Here is a 25,554-nt window from a genome sequence, read left to right as displayed (position 1 = left end):
TTGAACGGCGGAGCCACTTATATTGAAGGTGTTTCCTGAGTCTGTTTCCACTCAGCCAGAGCTTGCTGGCGGCGGCGTTGAAGTTCGTCGCGAATTGCCAAGCCTTGTAACCCGCTGGCGACCACTTCTTGTATTGATACCCCGTTGGCAATATGGAATGCGGCTCGCAGATAATCCCCTTGTGGATAGGGATTTTTTTCAAATCCAGTCCGGCCACGGGCATCCGCTTCACTGGTCATAATCATCTGCTCCAGGCGCTCAGGTTTACGCCATACATCAATGGCATTAAACAGTTTTAGCAGAGTTTCTGGCCGGAGTTTATTCACTGTATGAATCAGGTCATGGTATTCCGCGACTAATTTAGCCAAATCACGAACAGGATTGGGGATCCGCAACCGTTGGCACAGTTGCTCAACCAATTTAACGCCCGCTGGACCATGGCCGTGATGATGTGGCCAATACTCTTTGGGTGTCAGGCCTTTCCCCAAATCGTGGCACAGGGCAGCAAAGCGTATATCAACCTCTGGGCTGAGCTGTGCAGCGATAGCCAACGTCATCAGCGTATGGATACCGGTATCAATTTCCGGGTGCCATTTCTCCGGTGCTGGCACCCCAAATAAACGCTCAATCTCAGGGAACAGCACAGCCAATGCACCGCAATCTCGAAGTACCTGAAAATAGACTTGTGGGCTTTGTGTTTTCAGTGCTTTCTCAGTTTCTTTCCACACGCGCTCTGGTGTTAGGGCGGAAAGTTCGCCACTTTGCGCCATGTTGGTCATCAGAGACATCGTTTCTGGGGCAATGGTGAAACCAAGGTAGGCAAAACGAGCGGCAAAACGTGCTACCCGCAGAACGCGCAGTGGATCTTCAGCAAATGCGGCGGAGACATGGCGTAACACTCGGTTTTCCAAGTCCTGTTTGCCATGGTAGGGATCGATAAATGCCCCGTCAGCACTACGGGCAATCGCATTAACGGTTAAATCGCGGCGTAATAGATCGTCTTCCAGCGTGACATCGGGTGCGGCGTAGCAGGTAAAGCCGGTGTAGCCTTGGCCGGATTTACGTTCAGTACGCGCCAGGGCGTATTCTTCATGGCTGACAGGGTGCAGAAAGACCGGGAAGTCTTTACCGACCTGTTGATATCCTAATGTCAGTAATTGCTCAGGGGTCGCTCCTACCACGACCCAGTCTTGTTCGGTCACTGGCAGGTTTAATAAGCTATCGCGTACGGCTCCGCCGACCAGGTAGATGTTCATATTTAACCCTTTTTTCTTGACGTTGCAGCGTTGTTAGCGGCACTCACTCACCCGAATCACTTACTTGTAATTGATTTTACTGATAAATAAACTCATCGGGGTTCACTCGCTCGAATCATTCGCGCTATCAGTTCATCCAGCGGTTATTCTTTTTACGGCTTGGGATCAAATGTGGCAACACTAAACCGAGGAGCAGACCAATACCCGCAACACCACCGCCGTACATAAACCATTGAAGAATAATAGTGCGTTGCTTGTCATCCAATTGCAGATTGACTGCATTGACTTTTTTCTGAGCAACCACCAGTTGGTTTTTCAGCGATTCATTCTCTTTTTGCAATTCAGAGATAACGCTATCGCTGGCTGCCACTTTCTGTTGCATCTCTGCCGTGCGCTGATTCCAGCTATTATCAATATTAGCTAGCTTGTCGGTCAGTGTTTTAACCTGTTGCTCAAGATCGGGCACACGAATGCGCAGGCTTGGCGTTTCACTCAATTGATTCAACGGAATCCACGTGGTTTTTCCTTTACTGTCACGGATCTGACCATAATCCGTACCGTTATCAACGCTTATCAGGGTGACCTCATCCCCGCCTTTTAGTGTGCCAACAATACGATATTGGTTACCCGGACCGCTATGAACGTAAGTATCCAGTTCATCTGATATGTAGCGTTTTTCTTCAGCTTGTGCGCCCCAAGAGAGGCTTAAACTGAGTATCGTGAGGCAAATTAGGCGTAATTTCTGCATTAGAGAGTCATTTATGAGTGAATTTATGGAACGATAGTAGTGTGTTCAGTTTGCCGACGCAACGCATAAACCGGAATGAGAACTGTCTTAGTCTCACAGCCAGCGCGGCTTTGGCCTTATTTCTGCTTATTTTAACTGCCGTGAAAATTTGTCTTATGAAGGCGTAGGGCAGATCCGCTAAAACAGGTTAAAATAGAGTTTTAGCGGGGGGCCGCCAAGCGGGTTTATCTGTACAAAACAGGCAAATCGAAGCGAAAGGTGCATAATGCCCGTCATCTCGTAACATACCGGTGTGAATGAAATTATGACCGTTGAAATAGAATTAAAATTTATTGCTACTCCTGCGGCCATTGCTGCTTTGCCTGAGTGGATTGAGTCCCAGAAAAACCAGTATTTTCCCCCACAAACACTGACCAATATCTATTTTGATACGGCGGATAAGCGGTTGCGCCAGAATGATATCGGTTTACGTATTCGCGGCTATGATGGCCGCTATGAAATGACGGCGAAGACCGGCGGCAAAGTCGTGGGCGGTTTACATCAACGGCCTGAATATAATGTCGATATTGATAGCGACCAACTGGATTTGGCGCGTTTCCCGCAGGATATCTGGCCGGAAGGTTGGGCGGCTGATTCGTTGCAAACGGAATTACAGCCGTTGTTCCGTACTGATTTCACCCGCGAAAAGTGGGTAATCACTTACGGTGAGAGCGAGATAGAACTTGCCCTCGACCAAGGCTCTATCAGAGCTGATATGTTGTCGGAACCGTTGAGTGAGATTGAACTGGAGCTGAAACAGGGCACTCAGGGCGATTTATTGGCACTGGCAGCCGAATTGGCGGAAATTGGTGGCTTACGCCAGAGCAATTTGAGTAAGGCGGCACGTGGCTATCATTTGGCGCAAGGTAATCCACCACGTGAGCTACGGCCTTTCCTGGTATTTCAACCCGTGGCGAAATCAACGGTTGAGCAGGGGATGGCCGGTGGTTTGGAAAGCATATTGGAACATTGGCAATATCATGAAGAGCTGTGGTTACGGGGGGAGCCTGCGGCCAAAGGCATGATTATCGACGCTTTGGCAATGGTTCGCCAATCATTGGCTATTTTTGGCGGTTTGGTGCCACGGAAAGCTAGCACAGAGCTACGTGCGTTGCTGATTGCCCTTGAGCCGCAATTAGAACCGAAGAATGTCGATGCCGAGTTGTTGTGTTACAGCGCCGACTATCTGAAATGTAAGTTGGCGCTTACATCATGGCTGGTCACTGCGGGCTGGCGGCCATTTATGGATGCTAAAGCACAAGCTAAGTTCGACGGCTCGTTTAAACGCTTCTGTGACATTATGCTTAGCCGCAGTGCTGCCGATTTAAAAGAGGCTTTTGGCCACCATCTTGATGATGATGGCTATTTGGCACAACTCCCCCGTCTGAACCGCCAGATCATCACCTTCCAACTGCTTTCTGGTTTTTATCCACAAAGTGAATGGCATTCGTATATCGATGGCTGGTTTGGTTTACAGCAGGCGATTATGGAGCGTCAGGGCCACTGGCGAGATACTGCCCGCAAAGAAGCATTATCTCAGGCCGCCTTTTGGTTAAACGGCGCTGTTCGCTAATTGAATATATAACCAAAGTTATTGGCGTTGCAGGTAGTTATTTATAAAAACAGCACCATGGCATTTATAAAAAATAGCGCTAAGGCATTTATAAAAAACTTACAACATTAATAAAAAACAGCCCTGCAATTTCACATACGAAATATGCGAAGGGGATACAAGGAATCTGATATGTTGCCACTCCCTTCGGAATTACAGATTCAGGCGCAGAATATCAAGCAGCGCTTTTCTGAGTTACCGGCATCACCGGATTTATGTGATGAAGATATCGCGGTACTGGCGCTGAGTGACTTTGTCAGTGATATGTTACAGATTCATCCGCAGTGGCTGGAGGAGTTGCATCAACAACCTCCGCAGCCGCAGGAGTGGCAATATTATCCGCAGTGGCTGAGTGAGGCGCTGGCCGGGGTGCAGGATGAAGCGGCATTGTTAACCGCATTGCGGCTGTTTCGCCGCCGGGTTATGGTCCGTATCGCCTGGTCACAGGTACTACAAACCAGTGGGACGGTGGAGACATTACAGCAGTTGAGTACTCTGGCGGAGAGCATAATCATCGCTGCCCGCGATTGGCTCTATCAGGTGTGCTGCCGTGAGCTGGGCACCCCATGTAACAGTCAGGGAGTGCCGCAGCCGCTACTGATTTTGGGGATGGGGAAACTCGGTGGCGGTGAACTGAATTTCTCGTCTGATATCGATCTGATTTTTGCTTATCCGGAAAATGGTCAGACTCAAGGTGGGCGGCGTGATCTGGATAACGCCCAATTTTTCACCCGCTTAGGCCAGCGGCTGATTAAGGCGCTCGATCAACACACCATTGATGGCTTTGTCTATCGGGTAGATATGCGCTTGCGGCCGTTTGGTGACAGCGGCCCCTTGGTACTGAGTTTTGCTGCACTGGAAGATTATTATCAGGAGCAAGGGCGTGACTGGGAGCGCTATGCAATGGTGAAAGCGCGCCTTATGGGCGGTGCTGACGATCCATATAGCCAAGAGTTACGTCAAATGCTACGGCCTTTTGTCTTCCGCCGTTATATTGATTTCAGCGTGATCCAATCACTGCGTAATATGAAAGGGATGATCGCCCGTGAGGTTCGGCGGCGGGGGTTGAAAGACAATATCAAGCTGGGTGCCGGTGGCATTCGTGAGATCGAATTTATTACTCAGGTCTTCCAACTGATCCGCGGGGGGCGTGAACCTCGGTTGCAAGAGCGTGCACTATTACCAACATTGCAGGCGGTGGCTGAGCTGGGGTTACTGCCAGAGCAGCAAGTGGTTGACCTCAGTGGCAGTTATTTGTTTTTGCGCCGTTTGGAAAACCTGCTGCAAGCCATTGCCGATGAGCAAACCCAGACATTACCCAATGACCCACTGAACCAAGCCCGGTTAGCTTGGGGAATGGGGTACGCGGATTGGGCGGCGATGAGTACCGCGCTGGAAAATCACATGCATGCGGTTCGTGTGGTATTTGATGACCTTATCGGCGATGAAACCCCTGATATTGGCGAAGATCCGAGCCATGGGTTGTATAAAAGCCTATGGCAGGATGTGCTGGAAGAGAGTGATTTAGCCCCATTGACACCACATCTGGAGGAGGCCGCCCGCCGTCAGCTATTGGCGACGATCAGTGGCTTTCGTCATGACGTTGATAAACGCACTATTGGGCCGCGTGGCCGTGAAGTGCTAGATCAATTGATGCCACGGTTATTTGCTGAAGTGTGTCCACGCCCCGATGCCAATGTTGCCCTCAGTCGCCTTATCCTACTGTTGCTCAGTATCGTGACGCGTACCACGTATCTGGAGTTATTGGTGGAATACCATGCGGCACTGAAACACGTTATCCGCCTGTGTTCTGCCTCGCCGATGGTCGCCAGCCAACTGGCACGTTACCCACTGTTATTGGATGAATTACTTGACCCGCAATCTCTGTATCAGCCTCTGGCTCCCAGTGCCTACCGCGATGAGTTACGCCAATATTTGCTGCGCGTGCCAGAAGATGATGAAGAACAGCAATTAGAGGCGTTGCGTCAATTTAAACAGGCGCAGCAATTACGTATCGCAGCCGGTGATATCACTGAGGTGCTGCCGGTAATGAAAGTGAGTGATCACTTAACTTATCTGGCCGAGGCCATTATTGATGCTGTTATCCAACAGGCCTGGAATCAGATGGTCGCCCGCTATGGTCAGCCTAGTCATTTACAGCAAAGCGAAGGCCGTGGTTTCGCGGTTATTGGTTACGGAAAATTAGGGGGCTGGGAGCTAGGTTACAGTTCAGATTTGGATTTAGTCTTCCTGTTGGATTGCCCATTGGATGTGATGACTGATGGTGATCGCAGTATCGATGGCCGCCAGTTCTACCTGCGTTTGGCTCAACGCATTATGCATTTGTTCAGCACCCGAACGTCATCGGGCATTTTGTATGAAGTGGATGCACGCCTGCGGCCTTCGGGTGAATCGGGTATGTTGGTCAGTACTATCGAGTCATTTGCCGACTATCAGCGTAATGAAGCCTGGACTTGGGAGCATCAAGCCTTGGTGCGCGCCCGCATGGTGTATGGCTCCCCAAAATTGCATCAACAGTTTGATGCCATTCGCCAGCAAATTCTCTGCCGCCACCGCGAAGATCCGCAGTTGCAGCAGGAAGTACGCGAAATGCGGGAAAAAATGCGTAATCACTTGGGCAGTAAACAACGTGATCTCTTTGATATTAAAGCCGATGCGGGTGGGATCACCGATATTGAGTTTATCGCGCAATATCTGGTGCTGCGCTATGCAGCCAGCGAACCGCAGTTAACTCGCTGGTCAGACAATGTGCGTATTTTTGAATCGATGGCTAATTACGACATCATGTCGCCGGAAGAGGCCGCCGCGCTCACCCGTGCTTATGTCACGATGCGTGATGAGATCCATCATTTGGCCTTGCAAGAACAATCAAGCAAAGTCGCAGCCGACAGTTTTATGGCCGAAAGAGAACAAGTGGAAGTCAGTTGGCATAAATGGTTGGCGGCAAACGGTGCCAGCGAGCTAATGCGATAGATTTTAGATATTAATGATATACAAGGTGCCTGTGATATTATTTGGCGCTAAATGATGAACACAATATTGGAGCGAAGGGATGGGTGCATTCGGGGTTAATAACAACTCAGGTTGGGGGGCAAACGTATGAAAGTCACGCTGCCTGATTTTCGCCGTGCTGGTGTATTAGTCGTGGGTGATGTCATGTTAGACCGCTACTGGTACGGGCCAACCAGCCGGATTTCACCAGAAGCACCTGTGCCTGTAGTGAAAGTTGATACCATCGAAGAACGCCCCGGCGGTGCAGCAAACGTTGCGATGAATATTGCCTCCCTTGGCGCGGTTGCACGTTTAGTTGGGTTGACCGGCATTGACGATGCGGCGCGTGCGCTGACCTGCAAGCTGAGCGAAGTTCAGGTGCGTTGCGATTTTGTCTCGGTACCCACTCACCCGACCATTACCAAATTACGGGTACTCTCCCGTAACCAGCAGTTAATCCGCTTGGATTTTGAAGAGGGCTTTGATGGTGTTGATCCCGAGCCGATATTTGAACGCATTCAACAGGCGTTGCCACAGATTGGCGCGCTGGTGCTGTCCGATTATGCCAAGGGGGCATTGAACAGCGTACAGCAGATGATCCAACTGGCACGTAAAGCGAATGTCCCGGTCCTGATTGATCCGAAAGGCAGTGATTTTGAGCGCTACCGTGGTGCCACATTGTTGACGCCGAATTTGTCTGAATTTGAAGCAGTGGTGGGGCGCTGTAAAAATGAAGAAGAGTTGGTTAGCCGCGGTATGCAACTAGTGGCAGATTTCGAATTTTCGGCATTGCTGGTGACCCGTTCTGAACAAGGAATGACCTTGTTGCAACTGGGTAAACCGCCGCTACATTTGCCTACTCAGGCAAAAGAAGTGTTTGATGTCACAGGTGCTGGCGATACGGTTATTGGTGTGCTGGCTGCCGCGCTGGCTGCAGGTAACAGCCTGGAAGAGTCATGTTTCTTGGCTAATGCGGCAGCTGGTGTGGTCGTGGGTAAATTGGGTACCTCTACCGTTTCTCCGATTGAGCTGGAAAACGCTATCCGTGGCCGTGCAGAAACCGGTTTCGGGGTGATGGATGAGCAGCAACTGAAAAGGGCAGTTGCGCAGGCTCGCCAGCGTGGGGAAAAGGTGGTTATGACCAATGGCATCTTTGATATTCTTCATGCTGGCCATGTTTCTTATCTGGCCAATGCCCGTAAGCTGGGGGATCGCCTGATTGTGGCGGTAAACAGCGATGCTTCCACCAAACGGCTGAAAGGTGAAGAGCGGCCGGTTAATCCATTAGAGCAACGTATGGTTGTCTTGGGTGCCTTGGAAGCGGTGGATTGGGTCGTACCCTTTGAAGAAGATACGCCACAGCGTTTAATTGCTGATATTTTGCCCGATCTGTTAGTCAAAGGCGGTGATTATAAGCCCCATGAAATTGCGGGTAGCGAAGAAGTATGGGCCGCCGGTGGCGAGGTCAAAATACTGAATTTTGAAGATGGTGTCTCTACCACCAACATTATTCAGTCGATCAAAAACGGCCGCGGCTAAGTCAGCGCCAGAGCGCTGGCGAATAAGGATGTGGCTGTGGGTGGGTTAAAGCAAGAGTTAAGTCTGGCGCAAGGCGTTGGGTTATTGTCCACTTCCCTGTTGGGGACGGGGGTTTTTGCTGTGCCAGCCTTGGCGGCAATGTTGGCGGGCCATGATAGTTTATGGGCCTGGCCAGTATTAATCGTACTGGTCTTCCCAATCGCTATCGCCTTTGCGGCACTGGGTCGCCATTTCCCCAGTGCTGGGGGGGCAGCACACTTTGTTGCCATCGCCTTCGGTCCGAAGCTGGGCAAAGTCACGGGCTGGTTATTTTTGTCAGTCATTCCTGTTGGGTTACCCGCCGCCTTGCAAATAGCGGCCGGGTTCTGGCAGGCGATGTTTGGTTGGAGTGATACCGGGTTGCTAATGGTGCAACTGGTGACCTTGCTGGTTATCTGGCTACTGGGCACCCGTAGCGCTGGTTCAAGCGCCAATATACAAACCGTGATTGCACTACTGGTGATAGCGCTGGTGGCAGCAATTTGGTGGCAGGGGGATATCCGCCTATCGCAGATCCCATGGCCAGCGCTACAAGATATTTCCCCACCCAATATATTCAACGCGTTAGCCGTGATGTTCTGGTGTTTTGTTGGTTTAGAAGCTTTTGCTCATTTGGCAACGGAATTTCGCCACCCTGAGCGTGATTTCCCTCGGGCATTGATCGTCGGGTTATTGGTCGCTGGCGTAGTTTATTGGGGGTGTACTGTCGCGGTGCTGCATTTTCAGGCTTATGGCGATTCGCAGGCTGCCGCGGCTTCGTTACCAGGAATTGTAGTTCGGTTGTTTGGTGAACATGCGCTGTGGATTGCCTGCATTATTGGCTATCTGGCTTGTTTTGCCAGTGTGAATATTTATACCCAAAGTTTTGCTCGCATGGTGTGGTCGCAGTCTCAGATTCGTCCACAAAGTAAACTGGCGCGTTTATCTGCTGGTCAAACGCCAGTTAATGCGCTGACCGCTGTGGTCGGCAGTTGTCTGGTCTTTGCGCTGCTAATCTACTGGCTTGCTTTACCACTGGATTTGCTGATTGTGTATGCCAACGGTATTTTCGTGCTGATTTACTTGCTGTGTATGCTGGCAGGGATCCGCTTATTGAGTGGACGCGCGCGGGTGATGTCAGTGATTGGCAGTCTTCTCTGCTGTGTATTACTGGTCATGATTGGCTGGAAAAGTGTATACGCTTTGCTGATGTTTGCGCTGTTGTGGATGTTGATGTCTAAGCCAAAGACGCAGCTAACTCAGCCTTAATGTGTTGGAATACAAAGTATTTAGGGCACCTGATGGGCGCCCTCTATTTTATTTATATAATTGGTTGTTATACGTGATTGATGTTTATACGTAAGTGATCGTTATACGTGATTTCTACTGGCACGCCGCTGATACGTGGCGGCTTATTCAGCCCAATTATTCCCCGGTCTTTTCGCCGTGATCCGCCGGGGCGCTGTTAAATTTTGCCTCAAGTGCCCCCACTCGTTGTTCCAGCAACGCCAGTTTCTCTCTGGTGCGCAGCAATACTTGAGTTTGTACGTCGAATTCTTCACGATTAACTAAATCCAACCGGGTTAACTGCGATTGCAGTATCAGACGGATTTTTTTTTCGACGTCTTCCCCGAATTCGCGAATACCTTTTGGCATAGATTCATGCACCTGGCGGGCGATTTGTTCAATTTTTTTCGGGTCAATCATGATATTTCCCTAAGTAGATGTGTGGTGACTCTTGATCAGTATAATGCTCGATGCTGATTGTATAAACCTCTGGACGCAAGGTTTAATTCTGCGTTTTGGTAATTGCCCAGATGAATCAATAGCGCTATAGTTATGGGGCTTATTCTCAGGGCGGGGTGAAAGTCCCCACCGGCGGTAAATTGTATTGCGACGATATCGTCATGTCGGTGGTGCAAAAGCCCGCGAGCGCTCACTTTGTTTCTCTTATCCAAGAGAGCAAGGTAGAGGTCAGCAGACCCGGTGTAATTCCGGGGCCGACGGTTATAGTCCGGATGGGAGAGAGTAACGGTATCTGCCGGGCTTATACACCCTATAGATTTCAAGATACAGGAAGGTGGTCATCAAGAATATCCTGAGGTGCTTACATGAGTAAGCGGTTCGGGAGAACGAGAACAACCAACATCTTTGTCGCTTGGAAAATGACGGATATAGTCCGCTTGCGTTATTTCGGCTATTTATTTCTGGCCTTTTACTCCTCAAGACCGCCCTGATTCTGGTAATCCATAATTTTTTAATGAGGTTTTTTTACCATGAATCAGACGCTTCTCTCAGATTTTGGCACGCCTGTCGAGCGTGTAGAACGTGCAATCGACGCCCTGCGTAACGGCCGTGGCGTTATGGTGTTGGATGACGAAAGTCGTGAAAACGAAGGCGATATGGTTTTTGCTGCCGAAGCAATGACGCTAGAGCAAATGGCTCTGACCATCCGCCACGGTAGTGGCATTGTCTGCTTGTGTATCACTGATGAACGCCGCCAGCAGCTTGATTTACCTATGATGGTTACCCATAACTCCAGCCAATTCCAGACAGCTTTTACCGTGACAATTGAAGCGGCTGAAGGTGTCACAACTGGGGTTTCTGCGGCAGATCGTCTGACCACTATCCGTAAGGCAATCGCTGATAACGCTAAACCTGCTGATCTTAATCGGCCGGGGCATGTATTCCCGCTGCGCGGTCAACCCGGTGGTGTATTATCACGCCGTGGTCATACCGAAGCGTCTATCGATCTGGCGACATTGGCAGGTTACAAACCGGCTGGTGTGTTGTGTGAACTGACCAATGACGACGGTAGCATGGCTCATGCTCCAGAAGTGATTGAGTTTGCCAAATTGCATGATATGCCAGTCGTGACAATTGACGATTTGGCGGCTTATCTCCAGTCTCACGCGAAGAAAGCCAGTTAATCTGATGGCGATCTCGCCTGATATTATTTGGTGATATCGCTATCGCTTGCTTGTTGATATTGCACGTAAACACCGGGGTGTTGTTATTGGTTGTCGTTGCTATTCATTACAATTGCTACTTATTATCATTGCTATTGGTTTGAATTTGCTGCTCATCTGAATAAATTACCACCCGGTTATTTTCTATCTTATGCCAAGCCAGCTGTGTTATCCCCTCTTTATTTTCCCTTCAAATTTATTGAATATCTTCATCATGGTTATCCGGCTGTTTAATGAAAAGAAAGCGCGTAATGTACTGTTTAAGGTTTAAACGCCCCCCTTTTTTCTCAACAGTAAGGATTTTCTATGAACACCTTTCGTATGCCTGCACTGTTTCTCGGCCACGGTAGCCCGATGAACGTGCTGGAAGAAAATAGTTACACTCAGGCATGGCGTACGCTAGGTGAAACATTACCGCGTCCAAAGATGATTTTGGCAATTTCTGCCCATTGGTATACCCGTGGTACGGCGGTAACTGCGATGGAACATCCCCGGACAATCCACGATTTTGGCGGGTTTCCACAGGCGTTATTTGATACGCAGTATCCGGCTCCTGGCTCCCCTGAACTCGCGGCGCAAATTCAGCAATTGCTGGCACCTACACCGGTACAGGCTGATACCAGTGAGTGGGGGCTGGACCATGGTAGTTGGGGCGTATTAATCAAGATGTACCCTGAGGCTGATATCCCAGTGATACAACTGAGTATCGATGGTACGCAGCCTGCGGCTTATCATTATGAATTAGGCCAAAAACTGGCGGCATTGCGTGAACAGGGCGTGATGATTGTTGCCAGCGGCAACGTGGTGCATAACCTGCGTATGGGCAAATGGCAGGGTGAGAGCAGCCCATATCCATGGGCGGAGTCTTTCAATCAATTTGTACGGGATAATTTAAGCTATCAGGGGGATGACCACCCGCTGGTTAACTTTATGCAACATGAAGGCGCAGCATTATCCAATCCATCGCCAGAGCATTATCTGCCATTGCTGTATGTGCTAGGGAGTTGGGATGGTAAAGAGCCGATTTCGATCCCGACGGATGGGGTTGAGATGGGGTCGTTAAGTATGTTGTCGGTGCAGGTCGGCTAAATACCCTTCGCCCCTGACGCCGCAGCGTTGTTAGCGGCGTTCGCTCACCCGAATCACTGACTTGAGTAAGCTCATCGGGATCCACTCACTTGCAGCCTAGCTGCAACGACAATGACTTTGGATATAAAAAAGGAAGGCGAATTGCCTTCCCGAGGTTATTGACAAAGTGCCCGCGACGGAGAGAACAGGCAGATCGTAAAGACGCCGTAAATACATCCATGTAGGCTCGAGCCGCGCCATCCTTGGCGCGGACTCTTTACTCCTCTGCCTATCCTCACCGTTCAAGATCGCGTCATCGGGGTTTGTCAGCAGTCTAAGGAAGGCGAATTGCCTTCCCTTACTATAATTATCCGGACTACATAATTATCCGAACTACATAATTATCTGAATAGCATAATCGCCTGAGCGGCAACCACCTGAGAATGTAGTGGCATTATCCCAAAATAATATGCGGATAAAACCGCGACAGGTCTTGAGTGATCAGTTCACGGTCTTCACGCAAACCAATACCACACGGCTGATCATTGACCAGCCAACTACCAATCAAGGTATAGCTATCACCGAATTTTGGTAATGGGTGGAATTGCTGGATGATCATCCCTTCTTCGCCGTACGGCCCATCAACTTTGGCCACTTCTTTACCGTTCTCTACGATCTGAATGTTGGCACCTTCCCGTGAGAACAACGGTTTGATGACATAATTATCCAGTGGTGGATGGTCATCTTCCGCGAAGTAAGCGGGCAGTAAATTAGGGTGATTTGGGAACATTTCCCACAACAGCGGTAATAAGGCTTTATTGGAGATAATACTCTTCCAGGCTGGCTCCAGCCAGCGTACGCCAGCATCTTCCAGTTTGGTGGAGAATATTTCGCGGAACATAAATTCCCACGGATAGAGCTTAAATAAATTACTGATCACTTGATTATCCAGGTCAGTAAATTGCCCTTTCTCCCCTAAACCGATCTCTTCCATAAACATGAATTCAGTCGGTAGACCCGCTTCCAGTGCGCAATCTTGCAAATATTGTACGGTACCACGGTCTTCCTCACTGTCTTGGCAGCAGGCCAGATGCAGCAAGCTAAATCCATGGTTATCACGTAGCTCGACAAAGCGTTCAATCAACCTTTCTTGCAGGCTATTGTACTGATCAGCGTCGGGGCTCAAATTGCCAGCGTTAATTTGGTCTTCCAACCATAGCCATTGGAAAAAAGCCGCTTCATACAATGAGGTTGGGGTATCTGCATTGTTTTCCAGCAGCTTCGCCGGGTTTTTACCGTCATAGGCCAGATCAAGACGTGAATAGAGAGAGGGCTGATTGCTACGCCATGAATGACGGACAAACTCCCAACAATGCTTCGGGATTCGGCACTTGGTCAGTAACTGATCGCTGTTAATGACTTTTTCAACCACTTGCAGGCACATCTGGTGTAATTCTGCGGTGGTTTCTTCCAGCTCTTCAATTTGCGCCAGTGTGAATTCGTAGTAAGCATCCTCACACCAGTATGGCTCGCCATGCATGGTGTGAAAACGAAAACCAAACTCAGTGGCTTTTTCGCGCCAGTCCGGGCGTTCGCTAATTGCTAAACGTTTCATTAATCAGCCTTAGCCACCCATGCTACGTGTGGTGGTTTTGGATGATGTTGCGGCGCTACGCTGCATAGAGGACTGTTTTGCCACGGATTCACCAAAGCCACCGCGAGTGATGGTTTTGGTTACCGCAGGCTTTGGTGCCAGAGCGGTTTTAGGCACGGTCATTGTGCGGCCAGTGGTGGCTGCGCCAAAATTTTTGCCACTCGCATCAACAAACTTGCCGTTAGCCGGGCTGTTCGGTGCTTTTGAGGTAAACAAGGGTTGGCTTGCCCCGCCTCCCATCATCCGGCCCATCATATAACCAGCCATTAATGGCATCCACATGCTGCCACTTTGCTGTGGTGCTGCTGCAGTGGTTTCAGACGATGTTGGCACCATACCTGCCTGAGCAGGAGCTTGAGTACACTGAGACTCACCAAATTCTGCCACGCAGTCTTCACGGGTTGCGTACTTAGGTGCGGTTTTAACCGCTTCCTGTAAGGCTGTATTGTAAGCAGTGGTGCACTCTGCACTCTGGGACGGATTCGCCTGTGAGCAATCATCAGCATTTTGGTACAAAGAGACGGTTTCATCGGTTTTTTCACAGCCAGCCAGCATAAATACAGCACTGACAGCTAAAGCTACGGGCGCAAGGCGGTAACTACGCCAGGATTTACGGAAAGTCTCTTGATTGATGTTTTTAGTCCGTTTCATCATTATTTATCTCTTTATCTGGGCATTCAATGCCCTTTCCCAGTAAGTTCCCTAAGAATAGGGGAAACATGTTTGAAATTAAAGCACAGGGGAGTGTGAGCGGCAGATTTTACAAAGTTATACTCATCGCTGAGAGTCACTTCACTTTTTTCATTGACGAAAAGTGCTTGCTAGCAAAACTCACTGTGCTAGCAAAACGAATAACGTTTGGTCATAAAATTGAGGGAGGCAAAAAATAAACCGGGTACAGCCAATGACTGTACCCGGTGAAGCCAAACCGATAACGGAGTGGGTTATTACTGATTACTGAGCGCGTGGTGTAGCGACAGTTTGGCTAGTATTCTCTGGTGCCAGAGCAGTCGCTGACGTTGGGACCGGTTTATCCAATACTGCGTTTAGTGTCATCAGGTCGTTCATATTCAACGTCCCTAGTGCCGACTTGATGTTTAACTGATTGATTAAATAGTTATAACGCGCATCAGCCAGTTGTTGCTTGGACTGATACAGGTTAGTCGTTGCAGTCAAAACATCCAGAATGGTACGGGTGCCTACCTGATAGCCAGCTTCCATTGCATCCAAAGAGCTTTGGTTAGAAATGACTACTTGCTGGTAAGCATTGATGCTGCTGATCGAGGCTGAAATATTATTAAATGATGAGCGAAGCGTTTGCACCATACTGCGATGTGCACTTTCCAACAACTCACTAGCGCCAACGAAATTGTACTGCGCTTGTTTCACCGCAGAATTGGTGGCACCACCGCTGTACAGCGGTAAGTTAAATTGCACGCCAATTTTGTTCTGACCGGAATCATTATTCACCTGTTGAGAACTAGGGATTCCGCCATTGTAACGGGTATTGGTTATCGAAGAGGATGCGGTCAAATTGACGGTTGGCATATAGCCTGTTTCCGCAGATTTAATTTGCTCACGTGCCAAGTCTTGGCTCAAGCGGGCAGAAAGCAAAGAAAGGTTACGTTTTTCAGCCTCTTTCAATAGGTTATTAACCGCATCTGGGCGTTGAGTCTTCAGTCGTTCTACATTCAACGACGCCAACTCGGGATAATAAACCCCAGTAATCTGGCGCAAGCTTTCTAGTGCGTTATCCAGATTATTACGGGCGGCTACTTCTGCCGCTAATACGGTATCGTAACTGGCTCGGGCGTTCTGCACATCAGTAATGGCCACTAAGCCCACATTAAAACGTTGGGTCGTTTGGTCCAACTGACGATAGACCGATTGTTTCTGTGCTTCAGTATAAGAAAGGCTATCAATCGCTCTGAGTACGTTGAAATAAGCTGTTGCAGTGTTAAGAATCAGTTGCTGTTCGCTGGTCTGGAATGTCACATCCTGAATCCCAGCTGCCTTTTCCTGTAAGGTCAGGGCGCGCCATTTAGACATATCAAATATTGTCTGGGTCAGTTGTAGAGAACCTGATGTGGCATTGCTATCTGGATTGTCAGACGCATCACGAAAACTATTGGTATGTGTATAGCCGGCACCTAAACCAAGTTGTGGCAACAGTGGACTGCGTACTTCATTGATTTTTTCATATGCTGCATCACGGTCAGCGGCTGACTTACGTAAATCTGGGTTACTATCCCTGGCTTGCTTATAAACTTGCAGCAAGTTCTCTGCCTGGCTCATGGTGCTGAAACCAGCCAGACTCAGCCCGATAAGAAGGGGGAGCAGTTTCTTCATTTGCAATCCTTGTTGTGCAGCAATGTTACATGGTAGCTGTCGATAGACGAATTGTTAACGATTCTATCAGAGTCTGCCAATGGGATAAGGTGGCCGATTGTGCCATCCTGCCTTAATTTACTTAAATCTATCACAAAGCTAAACGAGTATTCAGAAACTGATCGTTATCTAGCCATGTTTATCAAACAATTTTTATCCAACCACCGTTATTAAACCTTCTTTATCAAACAACTTAATTTCTACCCGCTGATAATGCCTGCTGTTTTAAAAAAACTGTTGCCTGCGTTAGTGCTGGGTTAAGTTCATGACGGTGATACCAGTAAAAGCGTGATTACCAAACCGTTATAGGGTAAAAACAGAATTCAGGCGCGTTATTTAAGTAAAGAGAGAAGTATATGACATCAAAGCAATCCTCACCGGTGACTTTCGACAAGAATGATGTGGAAATTATTGCACGTGAGTCATTGTATCGGGGCTTTTTTTCACTGAATTCATATAGGTTTCGCCATCGCCTGTTTAATGGTGAAATGAGCGGTGAGGTCAATCGCGAAATTTTTGAGCGTGGTCATGCCGCAGTGCTCCTGCCTTATGATCCACAGCGCGATGAAGTGGTATTGGTTGAACAATTACGCATTGCTGCCATTGACAGCGCGGTTTCTCCTTGGTTATTAGAAATGGTAGCCGGGATGATTGAGGAGGGGGAAAGCGTTGAGGAGGTCGCCCGGCGCGAGGCAGAAGAAGAGGCGGGAATTCAGGTTGGTCGCTGTAAACCCGTACTCAGTTATTTAGCTAGCCCCGGTGGTACCAGCGAGCGTTTATCCATTATGGTCGGTGAAGTTGATGCGACGACCGCGAGCGGTATTCATGGCTTAGCCGAAGAAAATGAAGATATCCGGGTGCATGTTGTCAGCCGCGAACAAGCCTATCGTTGGGTTGAAGAAGGTGTGATTGATAACGCAGCTTCAGTCATTGCATTACAATGGTTGGCGTTGCACCATCAAGCGCTGAGAGCTGAATGGCAGCAGTAGAAAACGCGGGATAAAAAAGCGAGATAAGAATGAATAAACGCTACACGCCTGATTTTCCTGAGATGATGCGCTTGTGCGAGATTAACTATGCACAATTACGTCGTTTAATCCTGCGTATCGATGAAGTGGGTGAAAGCGTGGCTTATCAGATTAAAGAAGTTAGTTATCGGCTGACAATCATCGAATCAACCCGCTACACTTCGGTCGTCGAGATTGTACAAACGGCCCCTGCTGCTAGTCATTGGAGCCTACCATCAATGGTGGTACGCCTTTATCATGATGCAATGGTCGCGGAAGTGTGTGCCAGTCAGCAGATCTCTCGCTTCAAAGCAAGTTATGATTATCCCAATAAAAAGTTGCATCAGCGGGATGAAAAGCATCAAATTAACCAGTTTCTTGCTGATTGGTTGCGCTATTGTTTGGCGCATGGAGCGGTGGCCGTTCCGGTTTGTTAGACAGACTTATGGCCTTGCCTACAGATAGTCATAATACGCATAACTATCTGATTGGGGGGCGGCAAAAACAAGGATACCATTTGGAAAGCCTGTTTAAACTGCCTGTGGCGAGTGGGGCCAGGGTTAGAATTTTACAAATAACAGATACCCACCTCTTTGCTGGCGAACATGAGACATTGCTGGGTGTGAATACTTCTCACAGCTATCGCGCGGTCTTAGACGCGATTATTGCGGAACAGTACCCGTTTGATCTTGTTGTTGCCACGGGCGATTTGGCTCAGGATCATTCTGTCGCCGCCTATCAGAATTTTGCGAAGGGAATATCTCGCCTGCCTGTGCCTTGCGTTTGGCTGCCCGGCAATCACGATTTCCAGCCAGCGATGGTCGATGCATTGGCTGAGGCGGGGATTGCCCCTTCAAAACAGGTTCTGGCAGGAGAACACTGGCAGGTCCTGTTGTTGGATAGCCAAGTATTTGGTGTGCCTTATGGTGAGTTGAGCGACTATCAGTTGGAGTGGATGGAGCGCTGTCTAATCGCGTATCCGGAACGTTACACCTTGATATTGTTGCATCATCATCCTATGCCGTCAGGTTGCACCTGGCTTGACCAACACAGTTTGCGCAATGCGCATATGCTGGCTGCGATCCTGACTCGTTATCCCCGAGTTACTACGTTATTGTGCGGTCATATTCATCAAGATTTAGATCTTGACTGGTATGGCAAGCGCTTGCTAGCCAGCCCTTCGACCTGTGTGCAATTTAAACCACATTGTACTAACTTTACGCTTGATGCTGTGGCACCAGGGTGGCGTTATCTCGATTTACTGCCTGACGGGGGGCTGGAAACTGAGGTTCATCGGTTAGACAGTGACGAATTTTGCCCTGATATGGACTCGGATGGTTATTGATGAGTACACTCTTATATATTCATGGTTTTAATAGCTCTCCCAGCTCAGCGAAAGCCACAGCGTTTAAAGAGTGGCTGCAGCAACACTATCCGCATATAGAGATGTTAACACCCCAACTTCCTCCTTATCCGGCACCTGCGGCAGAAATGCTGGAGAACATTGTGATGGATAAAGCCGGGCAATCTATCGGTATTGTCGGTTCTTCCCTTGGCGGTTATTTTGCAACCTGGCTTTCCCAGCGCTTTGGTATTCCGGCCGTTGTGGTGAACCCGGCAGTACGCCCGTATGAGCTACTCAGTGATTATCTTGGTAAGAACGAGAACCCCTACACAGGGCAACAATATGTGTTAGAGTCTCGGCACATTTATGACCTGAAAGCCATGCAAATTGAAAAGTTGGAATCGCCGGATTTACTCTGGTTATTGCAACAAACCGGGGATGAAATCCTCGATTATCGTCAAGCGGTTGCCTATTATACCCCTTGCCGGCAAACCGTAGAATCAGGTGGAAATCATGCCTTTGTTGGCTTTGATCACTATTTTTCACCGATTGTGACTTTTTTAGGGCTGGCGAACACCTGATGTTAGGCGGTGTAAGCGCGACCTAATGACTCCAGGGCCGGATGGCCAATGGGGTATGTCACCGCCAGCCTTCCAACCATTAGCCGAATATTAATCAAACCATGACTGAATCCAGCTATAACGCTGATGCCATTGAAGTACTCAGCGGTCTAGAACCAGTGCGCCGTCGTCCAGGAATGTACACGGACACCTCGCGGCCAAACCACCTCGGTCAAGAGGTGATTGATAACAGCGTCGATGAGGCGCTGGCTGGTCATGCCCGTCGTATTGACGTCATTTTACACGCCGATCAATCACTCGAAGTGACTGATGATGGCCGTGGGATGCCGGTTGATATCCACCCAGAGGAGGGGGTTCCTGCTGTTGAACTGATTTTATGTCGGTTACATGCGGGTGGTAAATTCTCCAATAAGAACTATCAGTTTTCTGGTGGTTTGCACGGTGTGGGTATTTCAGTTGTTAACGCCTTATCCAAGCGGGTAGAAGTCACGGTACGCCGTGATAGCCAAATCTACAGTATCGCTTTTGAAAATGGCGATAAAGTCCAGGATTTACAGGTTATTGGTACGTGCGGTAAGCGCAATACCGGTACCAGCGTACATTTCTGGCCGGACGTCTCTTTCTTTGATAGCCCGCGTTTCTCGGTTTCCCGTTTATCCCATTTGCTAAAAGCCAAAGCAGTATTGTGCCCAGGCGTCGAGATCGTTTTTAAAGATAAGGTCAACAATACAGAACAGCGCTGGTGTTATGCCGATGGCCTGACCGATTATCTAATGGAAGCGGTTAACGGCTTGATTACCCTGCCAGAAGCACCATTTGTGGGTTCTTTTGCCGGTGACACTGAAGCTATTGACTGGGCATTACTGTGGTTGCCCGAAGGCGGCGAACTGCTGACTGAAAGCTACGTTAACCTGATCCCGACCATGCAGGGCGGTACCCACGTTAATGGCTTGCGTCAGGGGTTGCTGGATGCCATGCGCGATTTCTGTGAATACCGCAATATCTTGCCTCGGGGAGTCAAGCTCTCGGCAGATGATATCTGGGAACGCTGCGCTTATGTGCTATCGGTAAAAATGCAGGATCCACAGTTCGCGGGTCAGACGAAAGAGCGGCTCTCCTCACGTCAATGTGCGGCCTTTGTATCCGGTGTCGTCAAAGATGCCTTCAGCTTATGGTTAAACCAGAACGTGCAGGCAGCGGAACAACTGGCCGAACTGGCGATTTCCAGCGCTCAGCGCCGTATGCGTGCAGCGAAAAAAGTGGTGCGTAAAAAACTGACCAGTGGCCCTGCACTGCCTGGCAAATTGGCAGATTGTACTTCGCAGGATTTGAGCCTTACAGAGCTGTTTTTGGTGGAAGGGGATTCCGCCGGCGGTTCCGCAAAACAAGCCCGCGACCGGGAATATCAGGCGATCATGCCGTTGAAAGGCAAGATCTTGAACACTTGGGAGGTCTCTTCTGATGAAGTACTGGCCTCGCAGGAAGTTCACGATATTTCCGTGGCTATCGGTATCGATCCTGATAGCGAAGACTTAAGCCAGTTACGTTACGGTAAAGTGTGCATTCTGGCGGATGCGGACTCCGATGGCCTGCATATTGCCACGTTGCTGTGCGCACTGTTTGTGCGTCACTTCCGGGCACTGGTACGCAATGGCCATGTGTATGTAGCAATGCCGCCATTGTACCGTATTGATCTGGGCAAAGAGGTCTTCTATGCGCTGGATGAAGAGGAGAAAACGGGTGTGCTTGAGCAACTGAAACGCAAACGGGGTAAACCTAACGTTCAGCGTTTCAAAGGGTTGGGTGAAATGAACCCATTACAATTGCGTGAAACCACCCTTGATCCCAATACCCGCCGTTTGGTGCAATTGACCATCAGTGACGATGATATTGATCAAACTCTGGCCATTATGGATATGTTGCTGGCAAAGAAACGCTCGGAAGATCGCCGCAACTGGCTGCAAGAGAAAGGGGATACTGCTGAGATCGAGGTCTGATCGATGAAAGTAACGCTGGAAGAGTTGCAGGCATTTATCTCGGTAGTGGACTGCGGTTCTATCACGGCTGCGGCAGAGCAGCGTAGCCAAACGACATCGGGGATTAGCCGGGCATTGAGTCGGCTGGAGCAAAAGCTGGCGACGACGTTGCTACGCCGTACTACTCGGCGTCTGGAGCTGACAGAAGAGGGGGAACTGTTCCTCAGTCATGCGCGGCAGATTATCGGCGCAGTTGATGATGCTGAAGAGCAAATTGCCCTGCGGCGGTTGAAGCCTGCCGGCCGGTTACGAGTTAATGCGGCAGCTCCTTTTATGCAACATGTCATTGTGCCGATGATCACCGGTTTCCGTGCGTTGTATCCGCAAATCACGTTGGAATTGAATACCGATGATCTCAATATCGATCTACTTGAGCAGCGCACTGATATTGCTATCCGTATCGGTGCGTTGAGGGATTCAACGATCCATGCCCGGCTGCTTGGTGCCAGCCGGGTGCGTCTGCTTGCCAGCCCTAACTACCTACAACGTCACGGTACGCCTCACACCATTGAGGCACTGGCAGATCACAGCCTGCTGGGCTTTACTCAGCCAGAATTTCTTAATCAGTGGTCATTACCCCATTTACCCGGCGGGCGTGCGTCAATTATTCCCAATCTGGCGGCTTCCAGCGGTGAGACTCTGCGTTTACTGGCTCTGCAGGGCGAAGGGATTGTCGAACTCTCTGATTTCATGACCCGTGAGGATCAATTAGCCGGGCGTTTAGTCGAGGTTCTGGCTGATCAAATTCTGGAGACTTGGCAACCGATCAACGCTGTTTATTACCGAAATACTCAGCTTGCTGCGCGCATTACCTGTTTTCTCGATTATGTTAGTGAACAGATTAAGTTACAGGGGAGTCATTGGCTAAGAATATAAATGAGGGGAGGGGCAACGTATAAAACGGCCCTCCACGGTGAGAGGAGGGCCGAACCGCTTAGCTGTTAAAGTTTTCAGCTAAGTGCTGACGATAGCGGGCAATATCCCCTTCAATATCCGGCTGTTTAATCACATCATTACACATAAATGTTGGTAATGGTTTCATGCCAAGGAATTGGTTTGCTTTGTGGAACGGCAGATAAACCCCATCGACTCCCACGCCGTGGAAGAACTGCTCCGGATCAGTAAAGGCCTCACGCGGTGCGTTCCAGGTCACGGATAACATATAGGTTTTACCCTGAATCAAACCGCCAGAACCGTAACCTTTAGTGGCATCGGAACGCGTACGGCCATCGCTCTGATACAGGCGGCCATGACCATCGGTAAAGACTTCATCAATATACTTTTTCAAAATCCAAGGCTCGCCCATCCACCAGGCGGGCATTTGATAAATAATGGTATCCGCCCACAGGTAATTTTCAATTTCACTTTCAATATCATAGCCCTGATCAACCGTGGTGATTTTCACCTGGTGGCCACTTTCACGCAGGAAATCGGCAGCTACGTTAGTGAGAGTAAGATTAAGTGCCCCTTTAGAATGGGCAAACTCTTTCATTGCATTAATAATTAGTATGTTACTCATTGATATCGACCTTCTAGAGCAAGAGGGGGCCTGAAAGCATTTTTGTGGCCTCCCCGGAATACTGAGTATGCTAATGGTTAACTGACCAGAGAAAAATAGACAATAATGCATAACACTGTTGCTCAAAGATCAATAAAGTACCGGTAGATCAATCAAGACGATCAATAAAACGCGAAACGATTGAGATTGATTGTGAACTGTGACAGTAACCCTGTAGATGAGGTACTATCGCGGGCAGAAATCGACAATGAACTTGCGGTGCCGATCCGCTGACGCCAGTGATCGTCATTCCAGAGTCTGAGGATAATTAAGTAATGAGTGATTTGACTCATGACGGTGCAGAACGCCTACCTCTGCACACCTTTACTGAAAACGCCTATCTGAACTATTCCATGTACGTCATCATGGATCGGGCGTTGCCGTTTATCGGCGATGGTTTAAAACCGGTACAGCGCCGCATTGTTTACGCGATGTCCGAATTGGGGTTGAACAACAGCGCTAAATTCAAAAAATCAGCCCGTACTGTGGGTGACGTACTGGGTAAATATCATCCGCACGGCGACAGTGCTTGCTATGAAGCGATGGTACTGATGGCACAGCCTTTCTCCTATCGTTACCCGCTGGTCGATGGGCAGGGGAACTGGGGGGCACCGGATGATCCTAAATCCTTTGCAGCGATGCGTTATACCGAATCTCGTTTATCCAAATATGCCGAAGTGTTATTGGGTGAGCTGGCCCAGGGCACGGTAGATTGGGTACCAAACTTTGACGGGACCATGCAGGAGCCGAAAATGCTACCTGCGCGCCTGCCAAATATCTTGCTGAACGGCACAACCGGTATTGCCGTAGGTATGGCGACGGATATCCCGCCACACAACGTGCGTGAAATTGCTCAGGCTGTACTGGCGCTGATCGATAAACCTACGACTTCGCTCGACGAGTTGCTGGAGTTTGTGCAAGGGCCGGATTTCCCGACTGAAGCAGAAATTATCACTCCGCGTGATGATATTCGTAAAATTTACCAGAATGGTCGTGGCTCCGTCCGTATGAGGGCGTTGTGGAAAAAAGAAGATGGTAGCGCCGTGATTACAGCGTTACCACATCAGGTTTCCGGCGCGAAAGTACTGGAACAGATTGCCAACCAGATGCGCGCTAAGAAATTGCCTATGGTTGAAGATTTACGTGATGAATCTGACCATGAGAACCCTACTCGTCTGGTAATTGTTCCACGCACCAATCGGGTCGATCTGGATCAAGTGATGAGCCACTTGTTCGCCACAACTGATTTGGAAAGAAGTTATCGCATCAATATGAATATGATCGGTTTGGATAACCGCCCATCAGTCAAAGGGTTGTTAGAGATCCTGACTGAGTGGCTGGTCTTCCGCCGCCAAACTGTGCGCAATCGCCTGAATTTCCGCTTGGAAAAGGTACTTAAGCGCCTGCATATTTTAGAAGGCTTATTGATTGCCTTCCTGAATATTGATGAAGTTATTCATATCATCCGCACCGAAGATGATCCTAAGCCGTTACTGATGCAGCGCTTCTCCATTTCGGAAACGCAGGCTGAGGCGATCCTCGAACTGAAACTCCGCCACTTAGCCAAACTGGAAGAGGTGAAAATTCGGGGTGAACAGGATGAGTTAGCGAAAGAACGCGATCAGTTACAGGCATTGCTGGCGTCTGAACGCAAGCTTAACACCCTAATCAAGAAAGAAATTCAAGCTGATGCTGCCGCTTATGGCGATGACCGCCGTTCACCGTTAACTGAACGTGGTGAAGCCAAAGCCATGAGCGAGCATGATATTGTACCTTCTGAACCGGTAACCATTGTGTTGTCTGAAATGGGTTGGGTTCGTAGCGCGAAAGGTCATGATATCGATCCAAGCGGATTAAGCTATAAAGCGGGTGACAGCTTCCGTGCAGCCGCGCGGGGCAAGAGCAATCAACCGGTGGTATTTATCGACTCCACGGGGCGCAGCTACGCATTAGACCCGCTCACGCTGCCTTCTGCCCGTGGCCAAGGGGAGCCGCTGACCGGTAAACTGACGCCGCCGCCGGGAGCGACCATTGAACACGTCTTAATGGCACCGGATTCGCAGAAATTGCTGATGGCATCAGATGCCGGTTATGGCTTCGTCTGTACCTTTAATGATTTGGTCGCCAAGAACCGTGCTGGCAAAACCATGATTACATTGCCAGAAAATGCCAAGGTCTTGCCGCCATTGGAAATTTACGGCCCGGATGACATGTTGCTATCGATCACGGCGGTTGGCCGGATGTTGATGTTCCCGGTGGCTGATTTACCTGAGCTTTCAAAAGGCAAAGGCAACAAAATTGTCTCTATCCCCGCAGCACAAGCGGCGGCAGGTGAAGATCGCTTAGCATGGCTGTTTGTCCTGCCTCCACAAACCTCGATTACCCTTCATTTTGGTAAACGTAAACTCACGCTAAGGCCTGAAGATTTGCAAAAATTCCGTGCTGAGCGCGGTCGCAAAGGCTCGCCATTGCCACGTGGGTTGCAACGGATCGATCGGATCGATGTCGATGCACCGCCACGGGCAATAGCCACCGATAGCGAAGAGTAAAAATAAAAAAACCAATCACCATCATGGCTTGAATTGCTGTGGTGGTGATTGAGACGTTAGTCAAACATGACCCTGTTAATGCGGCATACGGTAGGTATAATTTGCGCGCGCTGTCGTGTAACAGAGCCATGGCAAGGGTTCTGCACTGTATTTTGTGAGTAAGCAGTATTTTGCG

At 49.2% G+C, this 25,554-nt stretch carries 21 protein-coding genes, 1 pseudogene and 1 riboswitch; of the genes and pseudogenes, 13 read left to right on the top strand and 9 right to left on the bottom strand.

Going from position 1 to position 25,554, the window contains the following annotated elements:
- Window positions 1–17 precede the first annotated feature (17 nt).
- Together AC971_RS16425 and AC971_RS16420 are read right to left on the bottom strand one after the other, a co-directional pair.
- Window positions 18–1,256 (bottom strand): multifunctional CCA addition/repair protein, encoded by a 1,239-nt coding sequence (locus AC971_RS16425; RefSeq protein WP_025381446.1) that lies wholly within the window; start codon window positions 1,254–1,256, stop codon window positions 18–20.
- A gap of 127 nt (window positions 1,257–1,383) precedes the next feature.
- Complete coding sequence (locus AC971_RS16420) at window positions 1,384–2,004, bottom strand: TIGR04211 family SH3 domain-containing protein (protein WP_025381445.1); 621 nt, start codon at window positions 2,002–2,004, stop codon at window positions 1,384–1,386.
- 304 nt (window positions 2,005–2,308) lie between these two features.
- On the opposite strand from AC971_RS16420, the gene AC971_RS16415 reads away from it, so the two are divergent.
- The 4 genes from AC971_RS16415 to yjeH all read left to right on the top strand — a co-directional run bounded on the left by AC971_RS16415 (window position 2,309) and on the right by yjeH (window position 9,493).
- Entirely contained in the window at window positions 2,309–3,616 is a 1,308-nt protein-coding gene (locus tag AC971_RS16415; RefSeq protein WP_025381444.1) for a CYTH domain-containing protein, read from the top strand.
- A gap of 171 nt (window positions 3,617–3,787) precedes the next feature.
- On the top strand, window positions 3,788–6,649 hold the full coding sequence (gene glnE, locus AC971_RS16410) for a bifunctional [glutamate--ammonia ligase]-adenylyl-L-tyrosine phosphorylase/[glutamate--ammonia-ligase] adenylyltransferase (protein WP_025381443.1): 2,862 nt from the start codon (window positions 3,788–3,790) through the stop codon (window positions 6,647–6,649).
- A 126-nt stretch (window positions 6,650–6,775) separates the two neighbouring features.
- Entirely contained in the window at window positions 6,776–8,206 is a 1,431-nt protein-coding gene (gene hldE / locus AC971_RS16405) for a bifunctional D-glycero-beta-D-manno-heptose-7-phosphate kinase/D-glycero-beta-D-manno-heptose 1-phosphate adenylyltransferase HldE (protein WP_025381442.1), read from the top strand.
- 36 nt (window positions 8,207–8,242) lie between these two features.
- The gene (gene yjeH / locus AC971_RS16400; RefSeq protein ID WP_025381441.1) at window positions 8,243–9,493 is read left to right on the top strand and encodes an L-methionine/branched-chain amino acid transporter; all 1,251 of its coding nucleotides are present in this window, start codon (window positions 8,243–8,245) and stop codon (window positions 9,491–9,493) included.
- 156 nt (window positions 9,494–9,649) lie between these two features.
- Here yjeH and ubiK read toward each other — a convergent pair whose 3' ends face one another.
- The gene (gene ubiK / locus AC971_RS16395; protein WP_002212191.1) at window positions 9,650–9,931 is read right to left on the bottom strand and encodes a ubiquinone biosynthesis accessory factor UbiK; all 282 of its coding nucleotides are present in this window, start codon (window positions 9,929–9,931) and stop codon (window positions 9,650–9,652) included.
- Between the two features lie 137 nt (window positions 9,932–10,068).
- Window positions 10,069–10,258: riboswitch (FMN riboswitch) on the top strand.
- A gap of 242 nt (window positions 10,259–10,500) precedes the next feature.
- Between ubiK and ribB the strand changes: the two genes are divergently transcribed.
- A complete protein-coding gene (ribB, locus tag AC971_RS16390; protein ID WP_025381440.1) occupies window positions 10,501–11,154 on the top strand; it encodes a 3,4-dihydroxy-2-butanone-4-phosphate synthase in 654 nt (217 codons plus the stop codon).
- Between the two features lie 345 nt (window positions 11,155–11,499).
- Entirely contained in the window at window positions 11,500–12,282 is a 783-nt protein-coding gene (gene ygiD, locus AC971_RS16385; RefSeq protein WP_025381439.1) for a 4,5-DOPA-extradiol-dioxygenase, read from the top strand.
- Between the two features lie 85 nt (window positions 12,283–12,367).
- On the opposite strand, the gene AC971_RS24395 is transcribed toward ygiD, so the two are convergent.
- The 4 genes from AC971_RS24395 to tolC form a co-directional block, all read right to left on the bottom strand.
- Window positions 12,368–12,502: a gluconate 5-dehydrogenase gene (locus AC971_RS24395; protein ID WP_156170230.1), complete on the bottom strand. Its 135-nt coding sequence runs from the start codon at window positions 12,500–12,502 to the stop codon at window positions 12,368–12,370.
- Between the two features lie 213 nt (window positions 12,503–12,715).
- The gene (locus AC971_RS16380) at window positions 12,716–13,876 is read right to left on the bottom strand and encodes a glutathionylspermidine synthase family protein (protein ID WP_025381438.1); all 1,161 of its coding nucleotides are present in this window, start codon (window positions 13,874–13,876) and stop codon (window positions 12,716–12,718) included.
- A gap of 9 nt (window positions 13,877–13,885) precedes the next feature.
- Entirely contained in the window at window positions 13,886–14,566 is a 681-nt protein-coding gene (locus AC971_RS16375) for a DUF1190 family protein (protein ID WP_038402406.1), read from the bottom strand.
- A gap of 303 nt (window positions 14,567–14,869) precedes the next feature.
- Window positions 14,870–16,264 (bottom strand): outer membrane channel protein TolC, encoded by a 1,395-nt coding sequence (tolC, locus tag AC971_RS16365; protein ID WP_025381436.1) that lies wholly within the window; start codon window positions 16,262–16,264, stop codon window positions 14,870–14,872.
- A gap of 395 nt (window positions 16,265–16,659) precedes the next feature.
- On the opposite strand from tolC, the gene nudF reads away from it, so the two are divergent.
- The 6 genes from nudF to AC971_RS16335 all read left to right on the top strand — a co-directional run bounded on the left by nudF (window position 16,660) and on the right by AC971_RS16335 (window position 22,148).
- On the top strand, window positions 16,660–17,292 hold the full coding sequence (gene nudF, locus AC971_RS16360) for an ADP-ribose diphosphatase (RefSeq protein WP_025381435.1): 633 nt from the start codon (window positions 16,660–16,662) through the stop codon (window positions 17,290–17,292).
- Between the two features lie 29 nt (window positions 17,293–17,321).
- A complete protein-coding gene (locus AC971_RS16355; protein WP_025381434.1) occupies window positions 17,322–17,747 on the top strand; it encodes a DUF1249 family protein in 426 nt (141 codons plus the stop codon).
- A gap of 80 nt (window positions 17,748–17,827) precedes the next feature.
- On the top strand, window positions 17,828–18,655 hold the full coding sequence (gene cpdA / locus AC971_RS16350; protein ID WP_025381433.1) for a 3',5'-cyclic-AMP phosphodiesterase: 828 nt from the start codon (window positions 17,828–17,830) through the stop codon (window positions 18,653–18,655).
- On the top strand, window positions 18,655–19,236 hold the full coding sequence (gene yqiA / locus AC971_RS16345; RefSeq protein WP_025381432.1) for an esterase YqiA: 582 nt from the start codon (window positions 18,655–18,657) through the stop codon (window positions 19,234–19,236). Before cpdA ends, yqiA begins: the two co-directional genes overlap by 1 nt.
- A gap of 101 nt (window positions 19,237–19,337) precedes the next feature.
- Window positions 19,338–21,233: a DNA topoisomerase IV subunit B gene (gene parE, locus AC971_RS16340; protein ID WP_025381431.1), complete on the top strand. Its 1,896-nt coding sequence runs from the start codon at window positions 19,338–19,340 to the stop codon at window positions 21,231–21,233.
- 3 nt (window positions 21,234–21,236) lie between these two features.
- Window positions 21,237–22,148: a LysR family transcriptional regulator gene (locus AC971_RS16335; protein WP_025381430.1), complete on the top strand. Its 912-nt coding sequence runs from the start codon at window positions 21,237–21,239 to the stop codon at window positions 22,146–22,148.
- A gap of 58 nt (window positions 22,149–22,206) precedes the next feature.
- On the opposite strand, the gene AC971_RS16330 is transcribed toward AC971_RS16335, so the two are convergent.
- Window positions 22,207–22,791, bottom strand: a complete 585-nt coding sequence (locus tag AC971_RS16330) for an NAD(P)H-dependent oxidoreductase (protein ID WP_025381429.1) — start codon at window positions 22,789–22,791, stop codon at window positions 22,207–22,209.
- Between the two features lie 70 nt (window positions 22,792–22,861).
- Window positions 22,862–23,123, bottom strand: a pseudogene (locus AC971_RS25245) (hypothetical protein).
- Here AC971_RS25245 and parC point away from each other — a divergent pair.
- Complete coding sequence (parC, locus tag AC971_RS16325) at window positions 23,106–25,379, top strand: DNA topoisomerase IV subunit A (protein WP_025381428.1); 2,274 nt, start codon at window positions 23,106–23,108, stop codon at window positions 25,377–25,379. The pseudogene AC971_RS25245 and the gene parC sit on opposite strands and share 18 nt — an antisense overlap.
- Window positions 25,380–25,554 lie beyond the last annotated feature (175 nt).

Origin of the sequence: Yersinia similis (genome assembly GCF_001053095.1) — a bacterium.
In the GTDB taxonomy this organism is placed as follows: Bacteria; Pseudomonadota; Gammaproteobacteria; order Enterobacterales; family Enterobacteriaceae; genus Yersinia; species Yersinia similis.
Note: the sequence above shows the minus strand (reverse complement) of the source record. Positions and strands in the feature narration are given on the sequence as shown.